The organism is Pseudoalteromonas sp. NZS71 (assembly GCF_015864715.1).
In the GTDB taxonomy this organism is placed as follows: domain Bacteria; phylum Pseudomonadota; class Gammaproteobacteria; order Enterobacterales; family Alteromonadaceae; genus Pseudoalteromonas; species Pseudoalteromonas arctica.
In genome coordinates this window covers 18,743-35,250 of the sequence record NZ_JADYWS010000023.1, presented here as the reverse complement: position 1 = coordinate 35,250, position 16,508 = coordinate 18,743, and the positions used below count along the sequence as shown (strand labels likewise).

Annotated in this window: 15 protein-coding genes; 9 read left to right on the top strand and 6 right to left on the bottom strand. The window is 40.7% G+C overall.

Features of this window, described 5'->3' with window-relative positions; all coding sequences use genetic code 11:
* Positions 1–270 precede the first annotated feature (270 nt).
* The gene (gene cspD, locus I6E85_RS15120; RefSeq protein WP_002962500.1) at positions 271–489 is read right to left on the bottom strand and encodes a cold shock domain-containing protein CspD; all 219 of its coding nucleotides are present in this window, start codon (positions 487–489) and stop codon (positions 271–273) included.
* Positions 490–698: 209 nt separating this feature from the next.
* Here cspD and clpS point away from each other — a divergent pair, with 209 nt between their 5' ends.
* On the top strand, positions 699–1,007 hold the full coding sequence (clpS, locus tag I6E85_RS15115) for an ATP-dependent Clp protease adapter ClpS (protein ID WP_007585109.1): 309 nt from the start codon (positions 699–701) through the stop codon (positions 1,005–1,007).
* Positions 1,008–1,237: 230 nt separating this feature from the next.
* A complete protein-coding gene (clpA, locus tag I6E85_RS15110; protein ID WP_007585108.1) occupies positions 1,238–3,499 on the top strand; it encodes an ATP-dependent Clp protease ATP-binding subunit ClpA in 2,262 nt (753 codons plus the stop codon).
* Positions 3,500–3,712: 213 nt separating this feature from the next.
* Here clpA and infA read toward each other — a convergent pair whose 3' ends face one another.
* From infA to trxB, 4 genes are all read right to left on the bottom strand, one after another.
* A complete protein-coding gene (gene infA / locus I6E85_RS15105) occupies positions 3,713–3,931 on the bottom strand; it encodes a translation initiation factor IF-1 (RefSeq protein ID WP_002962494.1) in 219 nt (72 codons plus the stop codon).
* Between the two features lie 90 nt (positions 3,932–4,021).
* On the bottom strand, positions 4,022–4,726 hold the full coding sequence (locus I6E85_RS15100; protein ID WP_010552618.1) for an arginyltransferase: 705 nt from the start codon (positions 4,724–4,726) through the stop codon (positions 4,022–4,024).
* On the bottom strand, positions 4,719–5,435 hold the full coding sequence (gene aat / locus I6E85_RS15095; protein WP_197237093.1) for a leucyl/phenylalanyl-tRNA--protein transferase: 717 nt from the start codon (positions 5,433–5,435) through the stop codon (positions 4,719–4,721). The genes I6E85_RS15100 and aat overlap by 8 nt, the downstream gene beginning before the upstream one ends.
* A 97-nt stretch (positions 5,436–5,532) precedes the next feature.
* Positions 5,533–6,483, bottom strand: coding sequence for a thioredoxin-disulfide reductase (gene trxB / locus I6E85_RS15090; protein WP_024590328.1), 951 nt, complete (start codon positions 6,481–6,483; stop codon positions 5,533–5,535).
* A 298-nt stretch (positions 6,484–6,781) separates the two neighbouring features.
* Between trxB and pssA the strand changes: the two genes are divergently transcribed.
* Positions 6,782–8,107 (top strand): CDP-diacylglycerol--serine O-phosphatidyltransferase, encoded by a 1,326-nt coding sequence (gene pssA, locus I6E85_RS15085; protein ID WP_197237092.1) that lies wholly within the window; start codon positions 6,782–6,784, stop codon positions 8,105–8,107.
* 119 nt (positions 8,108–8,226) lie between these two features.
* On the opposite strand, the gene ald is transcribed toward pssA, so the two are convergent.
* Complete coding sequence (gene ald, locus I6E85_RS15080; RefSeq protein WP_007582987.1) at positions 8,227–9,348, bottom strand: alanine dehydrogenase; 1,122 nt, start codon at positions 9,346–9,348, stop codon at positions 8,227–8,229.
* 142 nt (positions 9,349–9,490) lie between these two features.
* On the opposite strand from ald, the gene lrp reads away from it, so the two are divergent.
* From lrp to serS, 6 genes are all read left to right on the top strand, one after another.
* Positions 9,491–9,970 carry a leucine-responsive transcriptional regulator Lrp gene (gene lrp, locus I6E85_RS15075; protein WP_007582985.1) on the top strand — a complete coding sequence of 160 codons (480 nt, stop codon included), beginning with the start codon at positions 9,491–9,493 and terminating at the stop codon, positions 9,968–9,970.
* A 173-nt stretch (positions 9,971–10,143) separates the two neighbouring features.
* A complete protein-coding gene (locus tag I6E85_RS15070; RefSeq protein WP_197237091.1) occupies positions 10,144–12,642 on the top strand; it encodes a DNA translocase FtsK in 2,499 nt (832 codons plus the stop codon).
* Positions 12,639–13,271: an outer membrane lipoprotein chaperone LolA gene (lolA, locus tag I6E85_RS15065; protein ID WP_197111262.1), complete on the top strand. Its 633-nt coding sequence runs from the start codon at positions 12,639–12,641 to the stop codon at positions 13,269–13,271. Before I6E85_RS15070 ends, lolA begins: the two co-directional genes overlap by 4 nt.
* A complete protein-coding gene (locus I6E85_RS15060; protein ID WP_197237090.1) occupies positions 13,264–14,607 on the top strand; it encodes a replication-associated recombination protein A in 1,344 nt (447 codons plus the stop codon). The genes lolA and I6E85_RS15060 overlap by 8 nt, the downstream gene beginning before the upstream one ends.
* Complete coding sequence (crcB, locus tag I6E85_RS15055; protein ID WP_021032117.1) at positions 14,600–14,980, top strand: fluoride efflux transporter CrcB; 381 nt, start codon at positions 14,600–14,602, stop codon at positions 14,978–14,980. Before I6E85_RS15060 ends, crcB begins: the two co-directional genes overlap by 8 nt.
* A 9-nt stretch (positions 14,981–14,989) precedes the next feature.
* Complete coding sequence (gene serS / locus I6E85_RS15050) at positions 14,990–16,294, top strand: serine--tRNA ligase (RefSeq protein ID WP_197237089.1); 1,305 nt, start codon at positions 14,990–14,992, stop codon at positions 16,292–16,294.
* Positions 16,295–16,508 lie beyond the last annotated feature (214 nt).

Genomic DNA, 16,508 nt, shown 5'->3' with positions numbered 1-16,508 from the left:
ACAAGTTGGATTAGTTGCTGCGTTAATACGCAATTTTTAGCACCAAGAGTGTAACAAGCTTAAATAAAAAGGGCTAGAGGTTGAGCATGCCCAATAAGCAGTTAAACAACCAACTCTTAGAACATTGGGGTATATAAAATAAATTCAAGGAAAAGGGTTGAATTTGAATTAAAAGAGGCAATAAATAGGGGAGAAGAGATAAGTTAGTATGCTTAAGGAATTAAGCGAGGATCTTAAAAGGTCACTCGCTTTAGTCGAACAAAACAATAGTCACTCAATAATGTCACCATCTGGGGCAATATTTTTAGCGTGTAGACCTTTAGGTCCCTGTTCTAATTCGAATGTTACATCTTGACCAGCTTTAAGCGTTTTATAACCGTCCATTACAATTGTTGAGTAATGAGCGAAAATATCATTCTCGCAGCCGTCTTCTACGATGAAACCAAAACCTTTAGCGTTGTTGAACCATTTAACTTTACCGCAAGCCATACTTCTACATCCTTCAATAAGTTGACTAATTTAGTTATTCTAAATTGTATTATTTGCTAGACTGACTAAGGTTTAATCAATCTACGTTTGACTGTAGTTTATTTAGCCAACCAGTCAAGTGTTTTGAGTTATTTTTTTAACATTTTATTTATTTTTTATTCAAGTTTGCTTGAGTTACAAAGACAAGACTATATTTAATTATGAGTGGTATGAAAGATTCAGGTGTTATCGATACAGTTCGCGACAGTGAAAAGCAAAAGCTACAGCCGCCGCGAAAATATAAAGTTGTTTTAAATAACGACGACTACACGCCGATGGACTTTGTAATAGAAGTTTTAACGACGTTTTTTAATATGGATAGCGATAGAGCAACCGACGTGATGCTTCAGGTTCATGAAAAAGGTAAAGGTATATGTGGTGTTTACAGCGCTGACGTAGCCCACACCAAAGCTGAACAAGTTAACCGCTACGCGCGTGATAACGAGCATCCACTGCTTTGTAGTTGTGAGCAGGAATAAATACCAATTTTATTAAAAAATGACCATTTTAGCGGATTAAATTACTTATTAACTTCGTTAAAAATTATTTGTATAGAACAACTATATTTGTAATTTTTGCCTTGTTACTAAGTTATTTTCTCATCGCTATAATAGGCCACTAATTTAATGCAATTGGTATAAATACCAATTAGGGTGATCAAACATCCGATTGTTGTGGTATAAATTATTATCTCAGTAAGGGGTTGCCAATGCTAAACAAAGACTTAGAACTCACATTAAATGCCGCGTTTCGTGAAGCGCGCACTCGCCGTCATGAGTTTATGACCGTAGAGCACCTTTTACTTGCGCTGTTAGATAATCCTTCTGCAGGAGAAGCCCTAAACGCGTGTGGTGTTAATATTTCTGGTTTAAAAACCGAATTATTAGAATTTATTGACGAAACAACACCCGTCATTCCAGATTTAGAAGAAGAGCGTGAAACTCAGCCAACACTTGGCTTTCAACGTGTATTACAACGCGCTGTGTTCCATGTGCAATCGTCAGGTAAAAATGAAGTCACTGGCGTGAATGTGCTAGTTGCTATTTTTTCTGAGCAAGAAAGCCAAGCTGTATATTTACTTAAAAAGCATGATGTATCGCGTTTAGACATCGTTAACTTTATTTCGCATGGTATTTCTAAAGCAGATGATGAATTAGGCAACGACAGCGACGATATTCATGATGAAGTGCAAGAAGTTCAAAATGAAGAAGCAAGCAAGCTAGACAGCTTTACAACTAACTTAAACGTTCAAGCTCGTGAAGGTAACATTGATCCACTGATCGGACGCGACAGCGAAGTAGAGCGCACGGTACAAGTATTGTGTCGTCGTAAAAAGAATAACCCATTACTTGTTGGTGAAGCGGGCGTTGGTAAAACAGCAATTGCTGAAGGCTTAGCGTATCGCATTGTTAATAAGCAAGTACCAGAAGTAATTGCAGATGCTGTTGTGTACTCGCTAGATATGGGTGCATTGCTTGCGGGTACTAAATACCGTGGCGACTTTGAAAAGCGCTTTAAAAGCTTACTAAAAGAGCTGCAAGCTGAGCCAGGCTCTATTTTATTTATTGATGAAATACATACCATAATCGGTGCCGGCGCGGCGTCTGGTGGTGTTATGGACGCATCAAACTTGCTTAAACCACTCCTTTCAAGTGGTAAGCTACGTTGTATGGGTTCAACAACTTACAACGAGTATAAAAATATTTTTGAGAAAGACCGTGCATTAGTACGTCGCTTTCAAAAGATTGATGTACTTGAGCCAAGTGTTGCCGATACCACTAAAATATTAAACGGCTTAAAAGAGCGTTACGAAGAGCATCATGGCATTCGTTACACTCAAAAAGCACTAAAAGCAGCTGCAGAACTCAGTGCTAAATACATTAATGAGCGCCACTTGCCAGATAAAGCCATTGATGTAATTGATGAAGCCGGTGCAAGCCAGCGCCTGCAACCTAGCTCTAAACGTAAAAAAACCATTGGCGTGGCAGATATAGAACTAATTATATCTAAAATGGCACGTATCCCAGCGCAAAGCGTCTCGTCGACAGATAAAGAAACGCTTAAAAACTTAGACCGTAACCTTAAAATGCTCGTGTTTGGGCAAGATCAATCTATTGATGCGCTTACATCAGCTATTCGCTTATCTCGCTCTGGTTTATCGAGCGAAGAAAAGCCAGTAGGTTCGTTTTTGTTTGCAGGGCCTACCGGTGTGGGTAAAACCGAAGTAACTAAGCAACTTGCTAAATGTATGGGTGTTGAGTTTATTCGTTTTGATATGTCGGAATATGTAGAGCGCCATGCAATAAGTCGATTAATTGGTGCTCCACCAGGGTATGTTGGTTTTGAGCAAGGTGGTTTATTAACAGAAGCAGTTATTAAAAATCCACATGCTGTTGTACTTTTAGATGAGATTGAAAAAGCGCATCCAGACATTTACAACATTTTGCTACAGGTTATGGATCACGGTACGTTGACCGATAATAACGGCCGTAAAGCTGACTTTAGAAATGTAGTGGTTGTAATGACTACCAATGCGGGCGTACAAGAAACTACGCGTAAGTCGATTGGTTTTACAGAGCAAGATCATACGCACGATGCAATGGGTGCAATTAATAAAGTATTTTCACCAGAATTTAGAAACCGTTTAGATAACATCATTTGGTTTAATCACCTTGAACGTGAAGTTATTTTACTGGTGGTTGATAAGTTTATTGTGGAACTGCAAGCGCAGCTTGATAAAAAATCAGTTAACCTTGAGCTTACGTCTAAAGCACGTGAGTGGTTGGCAGATAAGGGCTACGATAAAGCAATGGGTGCACGTCCAATGGCACGTGTTATTCAAGAAGAGCTTAAAAAGCAATTAGCTAACGAAATACTGTTTGGTGAACTTGTTGATGGTGGTACGGTTAAAGTATCAGTTAAAGACAAGAAGATTCGCTTTGATTACGAGAGTAATTTAACACCAGCGTAAAACGTTAATTAAATAATTTAGTTAAATAAAATGGCCCGCTACATAATAGCGGGCCATTTTTTTGCCCTTTTTATAGGCAACAAAAAACCCAGCAAAAACTGGGCTTTTTGTTTATTAAATGTAATTGCTAGTCAATGTCTATCAATTACATTTAATAAACGCTTAAAGCTAGTAAAACACTAGCCAAAAACTAAATCTCGTTTACGCACTTACTTAGCGAGCACGGAATACGATACGACCCTTTGATAAATCGTAAGGAGTCATTTCTACCGTTACTTTATCGCCGGTTAAAATACGGATATAGTTTTTGCGCATTTTGCCTGAAATATGAGCCACAACTACGTGACCATTTTCTAGCTCAACTCGGAACATTGTATTTGGTAAAGTATCAAGGACTGTCCCTTGCATTTCGATTACGTCTTCTTTCGCCATGTTTAGCGTAACACCTCTTTAATAGTTAAACGCTGCAGATTTTGCCCAAAATACTCCAATAAGTAAAGGCGCAGGGGCTATATTTGCAAATTAAATAGCCACCCACTCATCATTGAGCTGTTTTTGAGCAGGTAAAAACTGAGTTTTGTACTTCATTTTGTCGCATTCATCAATTTGATAGCCCAAGTACACGTATTGCTTATTTTGCTCTTTAGCAAACTTTAGCTGCTCTAATATCATCACAGAGCCTAAACTATAGTGTTCAAAGTCGGGATCAAAAAAGGTATAAATTGCAGAAATAGCGCTATTCATACAATCAGTTACGGCAACTGCGACTAAAGTATCTTGGTGCCACAGTTCAATAAATGTGATCTTGAGCCAACTGCAAAGCAAAAAACTTTGAAACTGTTCTTTTTCAGGAGGATACATACTTCCATCTTGATGACGCATCGTTATGTACTTGCTATAAAGTGGATAGTACTCAGGTCGCTCTTGCGTTGAATATTTTACCTCAAACTGTGTTTTTGCTTTGTTTAGTTTACGTTTTTGCGATTTTGAGGGCATAAAGTCTTGTGCTAATACACGTACAGAACTACATGCGCTGCATATTGGGCAGTGCGGACGGTATATTTGGTTACCACTGCGACGAAACCCTAAGCCTAATAATGACTCAAATTTGTCGGTGCTGTAGCAACTGGGATCAAGAATAACTAAAAGTTGTTCTTGTCTGTTGGGTAAATAACTACAGTCAAACTCTTGGGTTAAACCAACACGTGCAGGAAGTTGCTCATTCATAGATTGCGTCAAGTTCTTGTGGCTCCCACATAATAGGGTTAACAGTATAGTTATGTGCAGCTTTTAGTTTAGTCAAAAATGTGGAACGGGGGATTACTTTTGCACCTAGGGTCATTAAATAAGGGTTTTCTAACTGGCAGTCAATAAAATGTGCATTATGCCGTTTAAGCCAATTTACCAGTGCCCACATAGCAAGCTTAGAGCAATTGGTTTGATGATGAAACATCGACTCGCCACAAAATACACCATTTTGCATAATGCCGTATAAGCCACCTGCAAGCTCTCCGTTACTCCACACCTCTAAACTATGTGCAATGCCAGCATTGTGTGCATTAACGTAAGCGTCGAGCATGTCAGAGGTGATCCAGGTGCCATCGGTATCAAGGCGTTGATCGCGACAGGCTTCTATCACCTCTTCAAAGGCATTATTAATGGTTACTCTTACAGGGTGCTTTTTTAAATGCTTACGCAGGCTCTTACTTATATGAAAATCATCCAGTTCAAAAATGCCTCGCTCGCTGGGAGACCACCACATTATAGGCTCATCTTCACTAAACCAAGGGAATACTCCGCTTTTGTAGGCATTACTTAGGCGAGGTAAACTCAAATCTCCGCCAATTGCTAACAAGCCATCAGGGGATTCTAATGCGTATTCCGGATTGGGGAATGCTATATCGTTTTTGCTTAATTGGTATAGCTGATTTCTCATACAGTACTTATTTTATAATTTATCGTAAAAGTGTAACTATATTTTAGGCATAAAAAAAGGGCTGAATAATCAGCCCTATAATAATTTATTTAATTGCTTATAAATTATCTAAGAAACGCTCTGCATCAAGGGCAGCCATGCAGCCTGTACCCGCAGATGTGATTGCTTGACGGTAAATGTGGTCTGACACATCACCTGCAGCAAAAACGCCTTCTACGCTTGTTTGAGTCGCGTTACCGTGAAGACCAGACTCTACAACTAAGTAGCCATCTTTCATTTCTAGTTGACCAACAAACATATCAGTATTTGGCTTGTGGCCAATAGCAATAAATACGCCTGCTAAATCTAGCTCTTCAGTTGCATCAGAGTGTGCATCTTTAATACGAACGCCGGTTACGCCCATTTGGTCGCCTAATACTTCGTCAAGCGTGCGGTTGTAATGCATTACAACGTTACCGTTTGCTGCTTTTTCAGCAAGGCGTTCAGCAAGTATTTTTTCACTGCGGAAACTATCACGACGATGAATAACATGTACTTCGTCAGCAATGTTAGATAAGTAAAGCGCTTCTTCAACCGCTGTATTACCACCACCAACAACCGCCACTTTTTGACCTTTATAGAAAAAGCCGTCACACGTAGCACATGCCGAAACACCACGGCCTTGGAAATTAGTTTCAGACTCTAGGCCCAAGTATTTAGCAGAAGCACCCGTTGCAATAATTAATGCATCACATGTGTAAGTACCTTGGTCGCCAGTTAGTGTGAAAGGGCGCTTAGATACATCTACTTTATTGATGTGATCGAATATGATTTCAGTTTCAAAGCGCTCAGCGTGCTCTTTCATACGATCCATTAACGCAGGACCTGTTAAACCGTGTGCATCACCAGGCCAGTTTTCAACTTCAGTTGTGGTTGTTAATTGGCCACCTTGTTGAATGCCTGTAATTAAAACAGGGTTTAAATTTGCACGTGCTGCATATACTGCGGCAGTATAACCAGCTGGGCCAGAGCCTAAAATTAGTAGCTTACAATGTTTTGCTTCAGTCATTATTTTTCCTAAACGTTTAATACGGTGTTCAATATGCTCATTAATGCGCTTGATTCTAAGAAAAACAAGGCAGATGTAAACAAAATCCGCGATTATTTTTTTTATCAAATCGAAAAGCTGTGCAGTATTGTGTACTAGAGCTCTATGCTTTTACAGTTAAAATGCCTAAGTAGCTCAATAAATAGACTAACAGGCAACAAAACAGCGTTATTTCATGACCCCTTTGAATTTTTTTGTTATGTTTTACCTAATTTTATTTGTCACTGATAGATTATGTGACCTAAGCAAATAGGCAACTATGTTATTTTGGCAGGAAAAACCCGCATTCGGGTTGACTTCAAAAGACGTTAACGTCTTAACCAATGCGCAAGATTACCGAACGCAATTGCTACGCTTGATAGCGAACGCAAAAAAACGAATTTATATTACTGCGTTGTATTTACAAGATGACGAAGCAGGTCGCGAAATTTTAGAAGCGCTGCATCGTGTGTCATTGGCAAACCCGGCACTTGAGGTAAAAGTGCTGGTGGATTTTCATCGTGCGCAACGTGGATTAATTGGCGCTGATAAATCAGACGGTAACGCAAGTTTATACTGTGACGATTTAGAAAAGTTTAAATCGAACGTACAAGTTTATGGCGTACCTGTAAAAGCTAAAGAATTGTTTGGCGTATTGCATTTAAAAGGTTTTGTAATTGACGACACCTTACTTTACAGCGGCGCAAGTTTAAATAACGTGTACTTGCAGCATAACGAACGCTACAGACTCGATCGCTACTTTTTAATAACGCAGAGCGAACTGTGTGACTCAGTAGTTGATTTTATTGAAACAAAGCTACTTTCATCAGTGGCCGTGCCACGCATTGACACACGACCGCTTAAGCGTTTGCACGACTTTAAGCTTGATCAAAAGCAATTAATGCGTGATTTAAAAGTCGCAAGTTATAACGCAGCAGAGCAGCTAAATACGCAAGCATTAGGTATTCGCTTGTTTTTAGGACTCGGGCGTCGTAATAACGAGTTAAATCGTTTAATAAAAGCGTTATTTGATACAACAGAGCAAGAGCTTGTGTTGTATACGCCATACTTTAATTTTCCGGCACCGCTTATGCGATCACTGCGCCGATTATTAAAGCAAGGCAAGCAAGTGACTATTGTTGTAGGCGATAAAACAGCAAATGACTTTTATTTACCGCCAAGCGAGCCGTTTAGTAAAATAGGGGCATTACCTTATTTATACGAAACTATTTTGCATAAATTTGTAAAAACGCAAAAGCGCCATATCGATAACGGTAATTTAAATGTGTATCTGTGGAAAGATGGAAGTAATTCGTTTCATTTAAAAGGTATTTGTTCAGATAGAACAAAACATTTATTGAGCGGGCATAACTTAAATCCGCGTGCATGGGGTCTTGATATCGAAAATGGTATTTTAATAGAAGATCCAGAGCAAACAATTATGGATGCTATTGATAACGAAAAGCAGGAAATTTTACAACACTGCCGACGTTTAACAGGCCCAGATGATTTAGAAACGATGGATGATTACCCGCAGCCAGTTAAAAAACTACTTGGCCAAGCTAAGCGCGTAAAAGTAGATTTTATAATTAAGCGTTTTATCTAAATAAGTTTATATAAATCTGAAATTTAAATATAAAAAAAGCAGCTAATTAGCTGCTTTTTTTATGGGTTGTAGTTAGGTAGCTACATTACTTAATACCAACCTAACTACAAAACGCTAAATTATGCGTTTTCTACCGCTGTGCGTGGGTCAACATATTCCATGTTGAACGCTTCAGCTACTTCTTTGTAAGTTACTTGGCCTTTAATTACGTTTAAGCCTTTTAAGAAGTGAGCGTCATCTAGTAACGCCTTTTTATAACCTTTGTTTGCAAGGTTAATGATGAAAGGCAATGTTGCATTGTTAAGTGCAAACGTAGATGTGCGTGGAACAGCACCTGGCATGTTAGCAACACAGTAGTGAACAACTTCATCAACGATGAAAGTAGGATCAGCATGCGTTGTTGCTTTAGAAGTAGCAATACAGCCACCTTGGTCGATTGCAACGTCAACAATTGCAGAACCAGGTTTCATTGCTTTAATGTGCGCAGCAGTTACTAGTTTAGGTGCAGCTGCACCTGGGATTAGTACGCCACCAATTACTAAATCAGCTTCTAGTACGTGTTTTTCTAGAGCATCAGCAGTTGAGTAAATAGCTTTAACTTTATTACCAAATTGCGCGTCTAGTGCACGTAATACGTCGATGTTACGGTCAAGAACGACAACTTCAGCACCAAGACCAACAGCCATTTGCGCTGCACTACGACCAACCATGCCGCCGCCAATGATAACAACTTTAGCCGCTTCAACGCCTGGTACGCCACCTAGTAGCATGCCACGACCGTGGTTAGATTTTTCTAGCGCTTGTGCACCAGCTTGAATAGACATACGACCAGCAACTTCGCTCATAGGAGCAAGAAGCGGTAAACCACCGCGAGAGTCAGTTACAGTTTCGTATGCAATACAAATAGCTTTGCTTTTTACAAGGTCTTCAGTTTGTGGAAGATCAGGTGCAAGGTGTAAGTAAGTGAAAAGAATTTGGTCTTCACGTAGCATTGCACGTTCAACAGCTTGTGGCTCTTTTACTTTTACAATCATGTCTGCTTTAGCGAAAACGTCAGCAGCAGTTGCTAAAATTTCAGCACCCGCTAGCGTGTAATCTTCGTTAGTAAAACCAATACCCATGCCTGCATCAGTTTCTACAATCACTTGATGACCGTGGTTTACTAATTCACGAACACTCGCAGGAACCATACCTACACGGTATTCATGGTTTTTAATTTCTTTAGGAACACCAATAATCATATCATTTGCCTTATTAAGAACGGATTAACATTTTTCACTATTATATTCATCATAAGCCCGTGTGTCTCACCTTTTTTAAAGTCAAATCTAGTGTTATCATCTATATAACAAAAATAAACAGCATAAAAAACTAGTTGGCACTATGCATCAGTTATTAGATAGAATTGACCGTAAAATTTTAATGGAATTACAGCACGATGGACGCCTTTCAAATGTTGAACTGGCCAGACGAGTTGGCCTAAGCGCCACGCCCTGTCTGGAGCGAGTAAAAAAGCTAGAACGAGAAGGCTACATACTTGGCTATAAAGCAGTGGTCGATCCAGCTAAGCTTGGGCAAGGTTTATCGGTGTATGTAGAAGTAACAATTACTAAAACATCTCCCGACGTATTTGATGAGTTTAGTGCGGCCGTTAAAAAGCACGAAGAAATTATCGAATGTCATTTAGTATCGGGTAATTTTGATTTTTTACTTAAAACGCGCGTAAATGATATGTCAGAATACCGTGGTGTATTAGGTGACATATTATTAAAATTGCCTAACGTTAGTGAAAGCCGAACTTATGTAGTAATGGAAGAAGTAAAAGGTGAAGAAGGAGTAATTATTCGTCCTTATATTACTTAAGGTTATTTATATTAGCTGCGTCATTTGCTTATATAAGCTCAAATTATAAAAACTTGTTCATAATCAGGCCATCAAGGTTAAGATAAAGTGCAACAAATTGCATTTCCTGCTAAGGTATTTCACTGCTAAGTAAGTGTGAATAAAAATAGAATAATAAAGAGGAATAGGGAACTATGCGCCTAAACGGTGTGCAAAGACTATTAGAAACAGGGCTGATTATCAGCACCTTTACGGCAATATTTATTTTATGTGCCTTGATCAGCTTTGATCCAGCAGATGCTGCATGGTCGCAAACTAGTTTTAGCGAAGTAAGCAACATCACAGGAGCAGCCGGTGCATGGATAGCCGACATTTTATTACTCACCTTTGGTTGGTTGGCTTACTTAGTGCCAGCGGCCATTCAGCTATTTGGCTACTTGCTATTTAAACAACCTCACCGCATTTTACAGCTTGATTACACCACCTTAGCGCTGCGTGTTATTGGTTTTGCTTTATTTATTACCTCAGCTACCGCTATCAGTAGTATCAATTTTGACGATATTTATAATTTTTCCTCTGGTGGGGTAGTGGGCGATGTTATTGCATCGGCCATGATGCCTGCGTTTAACTTTACCGGTACATCTATATTATTGCTGTGTTTCTTTTTTGCCGGGCTTACCTTATTAACGGGTGTATCGTGGGTTGATTTTGTAGATTACCTTGGCGATTTAATGGTTAGGTTTTACCGCTTTATTGTATCGTACGCAAAAGGTTGGATGCACCGAGAACACGCTGCGGGCAAAGCAAATAATCACGATGACGTAGACGCCCATTTTGAAGACGATATAAAAGAGCAAATAGAGCTGCCTACATCAGCTAAAAAAGCAGATAAACAAAAAGCAATTAATAAACCGCAAACACCGTTTAATGAGCCACAAATTAGTGACGATTTTATACCGTTTGACGAGCTTGACGACATACTCGATCAAGAAATTGGCTTTAGCGCCATAGACGACGAACCAATGGACACGGCCGCTGCATTAAATGCGCTTGACCAAAGCCCAGTTGTAGAGCCAGAAAAACCAGTTACAACAGTGGTATCGCCAGCAAGACCAATGCCTAAATCAAAAGCGCAATATCAACCACCGCCGACGGCAAAAGAGAAGTTTGAGCAATTATTATCGCAAGAACCACCACCGGGGCCATTACCGTCGCTCGATTTACTCGACAGACCGGACAAAGCTAAAAACCCAATTTCGCAAGAAGAGCTCGATACAGTATCGCGCCTAGTAGAGACAAAACTACTGGACTTTAACGTACAAGCTAAAGTTGTAGCGGTATACCCAGGCCCTGTTGTTACACGCTTTGAGCTAGATTTAGCGCCAGGTATTAAAGTGTCAAAAATTACAGGTTTGGCAAAAGATTTAGCCCGTTCGCTTTCGGCAATTAGTGTGCGTGTTGTAGAAGTTATACCGGGTAAAACATATGTTGGTATTGAGCTTCCTAATAAACACCGCGAAATAGTACGTTTGTCAGAAGTAATAAACGCGCCTAAATTTGAGCAAAATCCATCGCCACTTACCATGGTGCTAGGTAAAGACATTGCCGGTCAGCCGGTATGTGCTGATTTAGGTAAAATGCCACATTTATTGGTAGCCGGTACAACTGGTTCAGGTAAATCAGTGGGCGTTAATGTCATGATAGTAAGCTTGCTTTACAAATCGGGTCCTGACGATGTACGTATGATTATGATTGACCCTAAAATGCTTGAGCTATCAGTATACGAAGGCATTCCGCATTTATTGTGTGAAGTAGTCACCGACATGAAAGAAGCGGCTAACGCACTGCGTTGGTGTGTGGGCGAAATGGAACGTCGTTATAAATTAATGTCAGCATTGGGTGTGCGTAACTTAAAAGGCTACAACCAAAAAGTGCTTGAAGCCAATGAAGCGGGTTACCCGATTCTTGATCCATTATTTAAAGACACCGATGGCATGAAAGAAGGCCCGGAAGAACTTGGTAAGTTACCAAGTATTGTTGTAGTAATTGACGAGTTTGCCGACATGATGATGATTGTTGGTAAAAAAGTAGAAGAGCTGATTGCCCGCATAGCCCAAAAAGCACGTGCGGCAGGTATTCATTTAATACTGGCAACGCAGCGCCCTTCGGTAGATGTAATAACAGGTTTAATTAAAGCAAATATACCAACGCGTATGGCGTTTCAGGTATCAAGTAAAATAGACTCGCGTACCATACTTGATCAACAAGGCGCAGAAAACTTACTGGGTATGGGCGATATGCTTTATTTACCGCCAGGCACTAGTGTACCAGAGCGTGTGCATGGCGCGTTTGTAGACGATCACGAAGTACATGCCGTTGTAAACGATTGGAAAGCGCGTGCTAAGCCAAATTACGTTGATGAAATACTCAATGGTGATGCCAGTGAAGATATTTTATTGCCAGGTGAAGCAAGCGAAAATGCAGACGAAGAGAACGATCCGTTATACGACGAAGCCGTGTCGTTTGTAATTGAAACCGGCAAGGTATCGGTATCTTCAGTGCAACGTAAATTACGTGTTGGCTATAACCGCGCAGCACGTTTAGTAGAACAAATGGAAACATCGGGTATCGTGAGTTCACCAGGTCATAACGGCGCTCGCGATGTATTAGTACCTAATGGAGCAAATTCATGAAAAAATTTAACGCCTTATTATTAGTGCTAGGCAGCGTACTTGCCGCACCAAGCTTTGCTGATGACAGCCAAGCATTACAAGACAGACTTGCTACTTTAAAAAGCTTTAAAGCGCAGTTTGCACAAAAAGTAACAGACAAAGAAGGCCAAGCTGTTATGCAAGGCGAGGGCACAATAGCGCTTCAACAGCCTATGATGATTCGCTGGCAGCAAACAAACCCAGACGATACATTATTTGTATCAAACGGCGATAAAACCTATTACTTCGACAGCTTTGCTGAGCAAGTAACAATTATGAAAACCAGCAGCCTAATCGACTCAACACCATTTGTGCTACTTACATCAAAAGACCCAGCACAGTGGGAAAAATACAGCGTACTTGCAACAAATACAGGCTTTAGTGTAACGCCAAATAAAGGCGTAGAAAGCCAAGTAGAACAACTTGATATAGCGTTTTCAGGTGCGGGTAACGAGCAAGGCCTTGCTAAACTAGTCGTTACCGACAACTCAGGGCAGCTATCGTCATTTACGTTTAACAATGCCCAAGTTAATACGCCGCTTGATAAAAGCACTTTTGAATTTACGCCTCCTGAAGGTGTTGAAATAGACGATCAGAGTAACGGTGAGTAATTTAGGTTTTAACTTTGGGCCCGATGTACGGCCACTTGCTGCGCGTATGCGCCCCACAACGCTTGACGAGTACATTGGTCAGCAACACTTATTAAGTGCTGATAAACCACTGCATCAAGCCATTGTCGCGGGGCGATGCCATAGTTTAATTTTATGGGGTCCGCCGGGTGTGGGTAAAACAACACTTGCGCAAATAATTGCCAACCATGCTGATGCCTCACTTATTCAAATGTCAGCGGTAACTGCAGGCGTAAAAGATATACGCGACAGCGTAACGCAAGCGCGCGATAACCTAGAAAGCCGTGGCCAACGCACCCTTATGTTTGTTGACGAGGTTCATCGCTTTAATAAGTCTCAGCAAGATGCGTTTTTACCGCACATAGAAGACGGCACCTTTATATTTGTAGGTGCAACCACCGAAAACCCATCGTTTGCCCTTAATAACGCTATATTGTCGCGTGCACGCGTGTATGTTTTAAAATCGCTTGCCGATACCGACTTATACACTGTAATAGAGCGCGCACTTAAACAAGACGAGCAGCTAAGTCAAAAACACATAACTATTGCCGATAACGCTAAAAAGGCACTATGCCAAGCAAGTGGCGGCGATGCGCGTAAAGTGCTTAATTTACTTGAACAAGCGGTTGATTTAACAACCGAGCAAAACGGTCAATACAACGTAGACGAGCACGTACTTAGCCAAGTGTTACCGACGCATTTAGCCAAATACGATAAAGGTGGCGATGAGTTTTACGATTTAATATCAGCCTTTCACAAATCAGTACGTGGTAGCTCCCCCGATGGTGCGCTGTATTGGTATTGCCGAATTTTAGCTGGTGGCGGCGACCCTTTGTATGTAGCAAGGCGTTTACTTGCCATTGCAACAGAGGATATAGGTAACGCCGATCCGCGCGCGATGGAAGTAGCCTTAAATGCGTGGGATATATTTCAGCGAGTAGGCCCTGGCGAAGGCGAACGTGCAATTGCACAAGCCACATTGTATTTAGCCAGCGCACCCAAAAGTAATGCGGTGTATATGGCGTTTAATCAAGCCAAAGCAGACGCTCAAAACGAGCCAAGTTACCCCGTGCCAGAGCATTTACGCAATGCCCCAACTAATTTAATGAAAGACTTAGGGTATGGCGCTGAGTACCGTTATGCGCATAATGAAGAAGGTGCATTTGCCGCAGGTGAAAAATACTTACCACCAGAAATGCATGGTAAAGAATATTACTTACCGAGCGAGCGCGGCCTTGAGCAAAAAATTAAACAAAAACTCGATTACCTAAAAGAGCGCGATGCGCAAAGCCCACTTAAACGATACGAAAATGATTAAACTTTATATGATGATCGCCCTTGGCGGAGCCTCAGGTGCGTGTTTACGGTTTTTTATTAGCGAAAGCATGCTAAAACTCCTCGGTAGGGGATTCCCTTTTGGCACGTTGACGGTTAATATTCTGGGTTCATTGTTAATGGGCATTTTGTACGGTTTGATAGATAAAGAAATTATCACCGCAAGCCCCGCCAAAACCCTTATCGGTATTGGCTTTTTAGGTGCATTAACCACCTTTTCAACATTCTCAATGGACTCGTTGTTGTTATTACAACAAGGTCACTTTATTAAAATGGCCCTCAATATCATCTTAAACGTGATGGTGTGTATTTTTATGGCTTGGCTGGGCCTTCAGCTAGTAATGCAAAAAGGTTAAAAAACTAACATGTTAGATTCTAAATTTTTACGTCAAGACATCGAACAAACTGCAGCACGTTTAGCAGCTCGCGGTTACGAACTCGATGTCGCGACGGTAACTGCACTTGAAGAAAAACGCAAAACATTACAAGTAAAAACGCAAGAACTTCAAAGTCAACGTAATGCAAGCGCAAAAGCAATTGGTCAAGCCAAAGCTAAAGGCGAAGACGCACAGCCACTACTTGATGCAGTGGCTAACTTAGGCAGTGAGCTAGACGCCGCTAAAACAGAGCAAGATGAAGTATTAGCTGCAATTAACGACATTGCTTTAGCAATTCCAAACTTGCCAGACGAGTCAGTACCTGCCGGTATAGACGAGGACGACAACGTTGAAATTTTAACGTGGGGCACACCTAAAAAATTCGATTTTGAAGTTAAAGACCACGTAGATGTAGGCCAAGACCTAAACGGCTTAGACTTTGAAATGGGCGTTAAAATTAGTGGCGCACGCTTTACCGTAATGCGCGGCCAAGTAGCGCGTATGCACCGTGCACTAACGCAATTTATGCTAGATACACACGCAGACAAAAACGGCTACACAGAAATGTATGTACCGTACTTAGTTAATAGCGCAAGCCTTTATGGCACCAGCCAATTACCTAAATTTGCAGGCGATTTATTCCACACATTAGGCCTTGTAAATGACGACGGCGAACAACAAGCCGGCTTTAGCTTAATTCCTACTGCTGAAGTACCGCTTACAAATAGCGCCCGTGACGAAATTTACGACGAAAGCGATTTACCAATTCGCTTAGTTGCTCACACTCCGTGTTTTAGAAGTGAAGCAGGCAGTTATGGTCGCGATACACGTGGCTTAATTCGTCAACACCAGTTTGATAAAGTTGAACTTGTACAACTTGTAAAACCAGAAGACTCAATGGCAACGCTTGAAGAGTTAACTGGTCACGCAGAGCAAATATTACAAGCGCTAGAACTTCCGTACCGTAAAGTAATTTTATGTATGGGCGACATGGGCTTTGGTTCAGCTAAAACATACGATTTAGAAGTATGGTTACCTGCGCAAGACACATACCGCGAAATTTCATCATGTTCAAACATGGCTGACTTTCAGGCGCGTCGTATGCAAGCACGTTTTCGCCGTGAAGGTGTTAAAAAGCCAGAGTTACTACATACACTAAATGGTTCAGGCTTAGCCGTTGGCCGTACACTAGTAGCCATCCTAGAAAACTACCAACAAGCCGATGGCACAGTAGTAGTACCAGAAGTATTACGCCCATACATGGGTGGACTTGAAGTAATTGGTAAACAATAAAAATCAAGTTTAAGTTTAAGTTAAGCAAGCTTTAAGCTTGTAAATCTTAAGACGAAAGCCGCTGTTTGCAATGAACAGCGGCTTTTTTGTTTTAGGTTAAAGGCAAAAGCTTAGATAAAAATTTAAGTTATCTTTTTAATAATATCGCTTACACCTATTTTTATAGCTCATTACTTGTTTGTCCGATATTACTGATCTCTACCATTTTGGGGTA

Coding starts and splice junctions, on each gene's coding strand:
- serS (WP_197237089.1), top strand. CDS start 14,990: ATGTTAGATTCTAAATTTTTACGTCAAGACATCGAACAAACTGCAGCA.
- lolA (WP_197111262.1), top strand. CDS start 12,639: ATGAAAAAATTTAACGCCTTATTATTAGTGCTAGGCAGCGTACTTGCC.
- ald (WP_007582987.1), bottom strand. CDS start 9,348: ATGATTATTGGTGTTCCTAAAGAAATTAAAAACCATGAATACCGTGTA.
- clpS (WP_007585109.1), top strand. CDS start 699: ATGAAAGATTCAGGTGTTATCGATACAGTTCGCGACAGTGAAAAGCAA.
- cspD (WP_002962500.1), bottom strand. CDS start 489: ATGGCTTGCGGTAAAGTTAAATGGTTCAACAACGCTAAAGGTTTTGGT.
- aat (WP_197237093.1), bottom strand. CDS start 5,435: ATGAGAAATCAGCTATACCAATTAAGCAAAAACGATATAGCATTCCCC.
- infA (WP_002962494.1), bottom strand. CDS start 3,931: ATGGCGAAAGAAGACGTAATCGAAATGCAAGGGACAGTCCTTGATACT.
- crcB (WP_021032117.1), top strand. CDS start 14,600: ATGATTAAACTTTATATGATGATCGCCCTTGGCGGAGCCTCAGGTGCG.
- trxB (WP_024590328.1), bottom strand. CDS start 6,483: ATGACTGAAGCAAAACATTGTAAGCTACTAATTTTAGGCTCTGGCCCA.
- clpA (WP_007585108.1), top strand. CDS start 1,238: ATGCTAAACAAAGACTTAGAACTCACATTAAATGCCGCGTTTCGTGAA.
- I6E85_RS15070 (WP_197237091.1), top strand. CDS start 10,144: ATGCGCCTAAACGGTGTGCAAAGACTATTAGAAACAGGGCTGATTATC.
- pssA (WP_197237092.1), top strand. CDS start 6,782: ATGTTATTTTGGCAGGAAAAACCCGCATTCGGGTTGACTTCAAAAGAC.
- lrp (WP_007582985.1), top strand. CDS start 9,491: ATGCATCAGTTATTAGATAGAATTGACCGTAAAATTTTAATGGAATTA.
- I6E85_RS15100 (WP_010552618.1), bottom strand. CDS start 4,726: ATGAATGAGCAACTTCCTGCACGTGTTGGTTTAACCCAAGAGTTTGAC.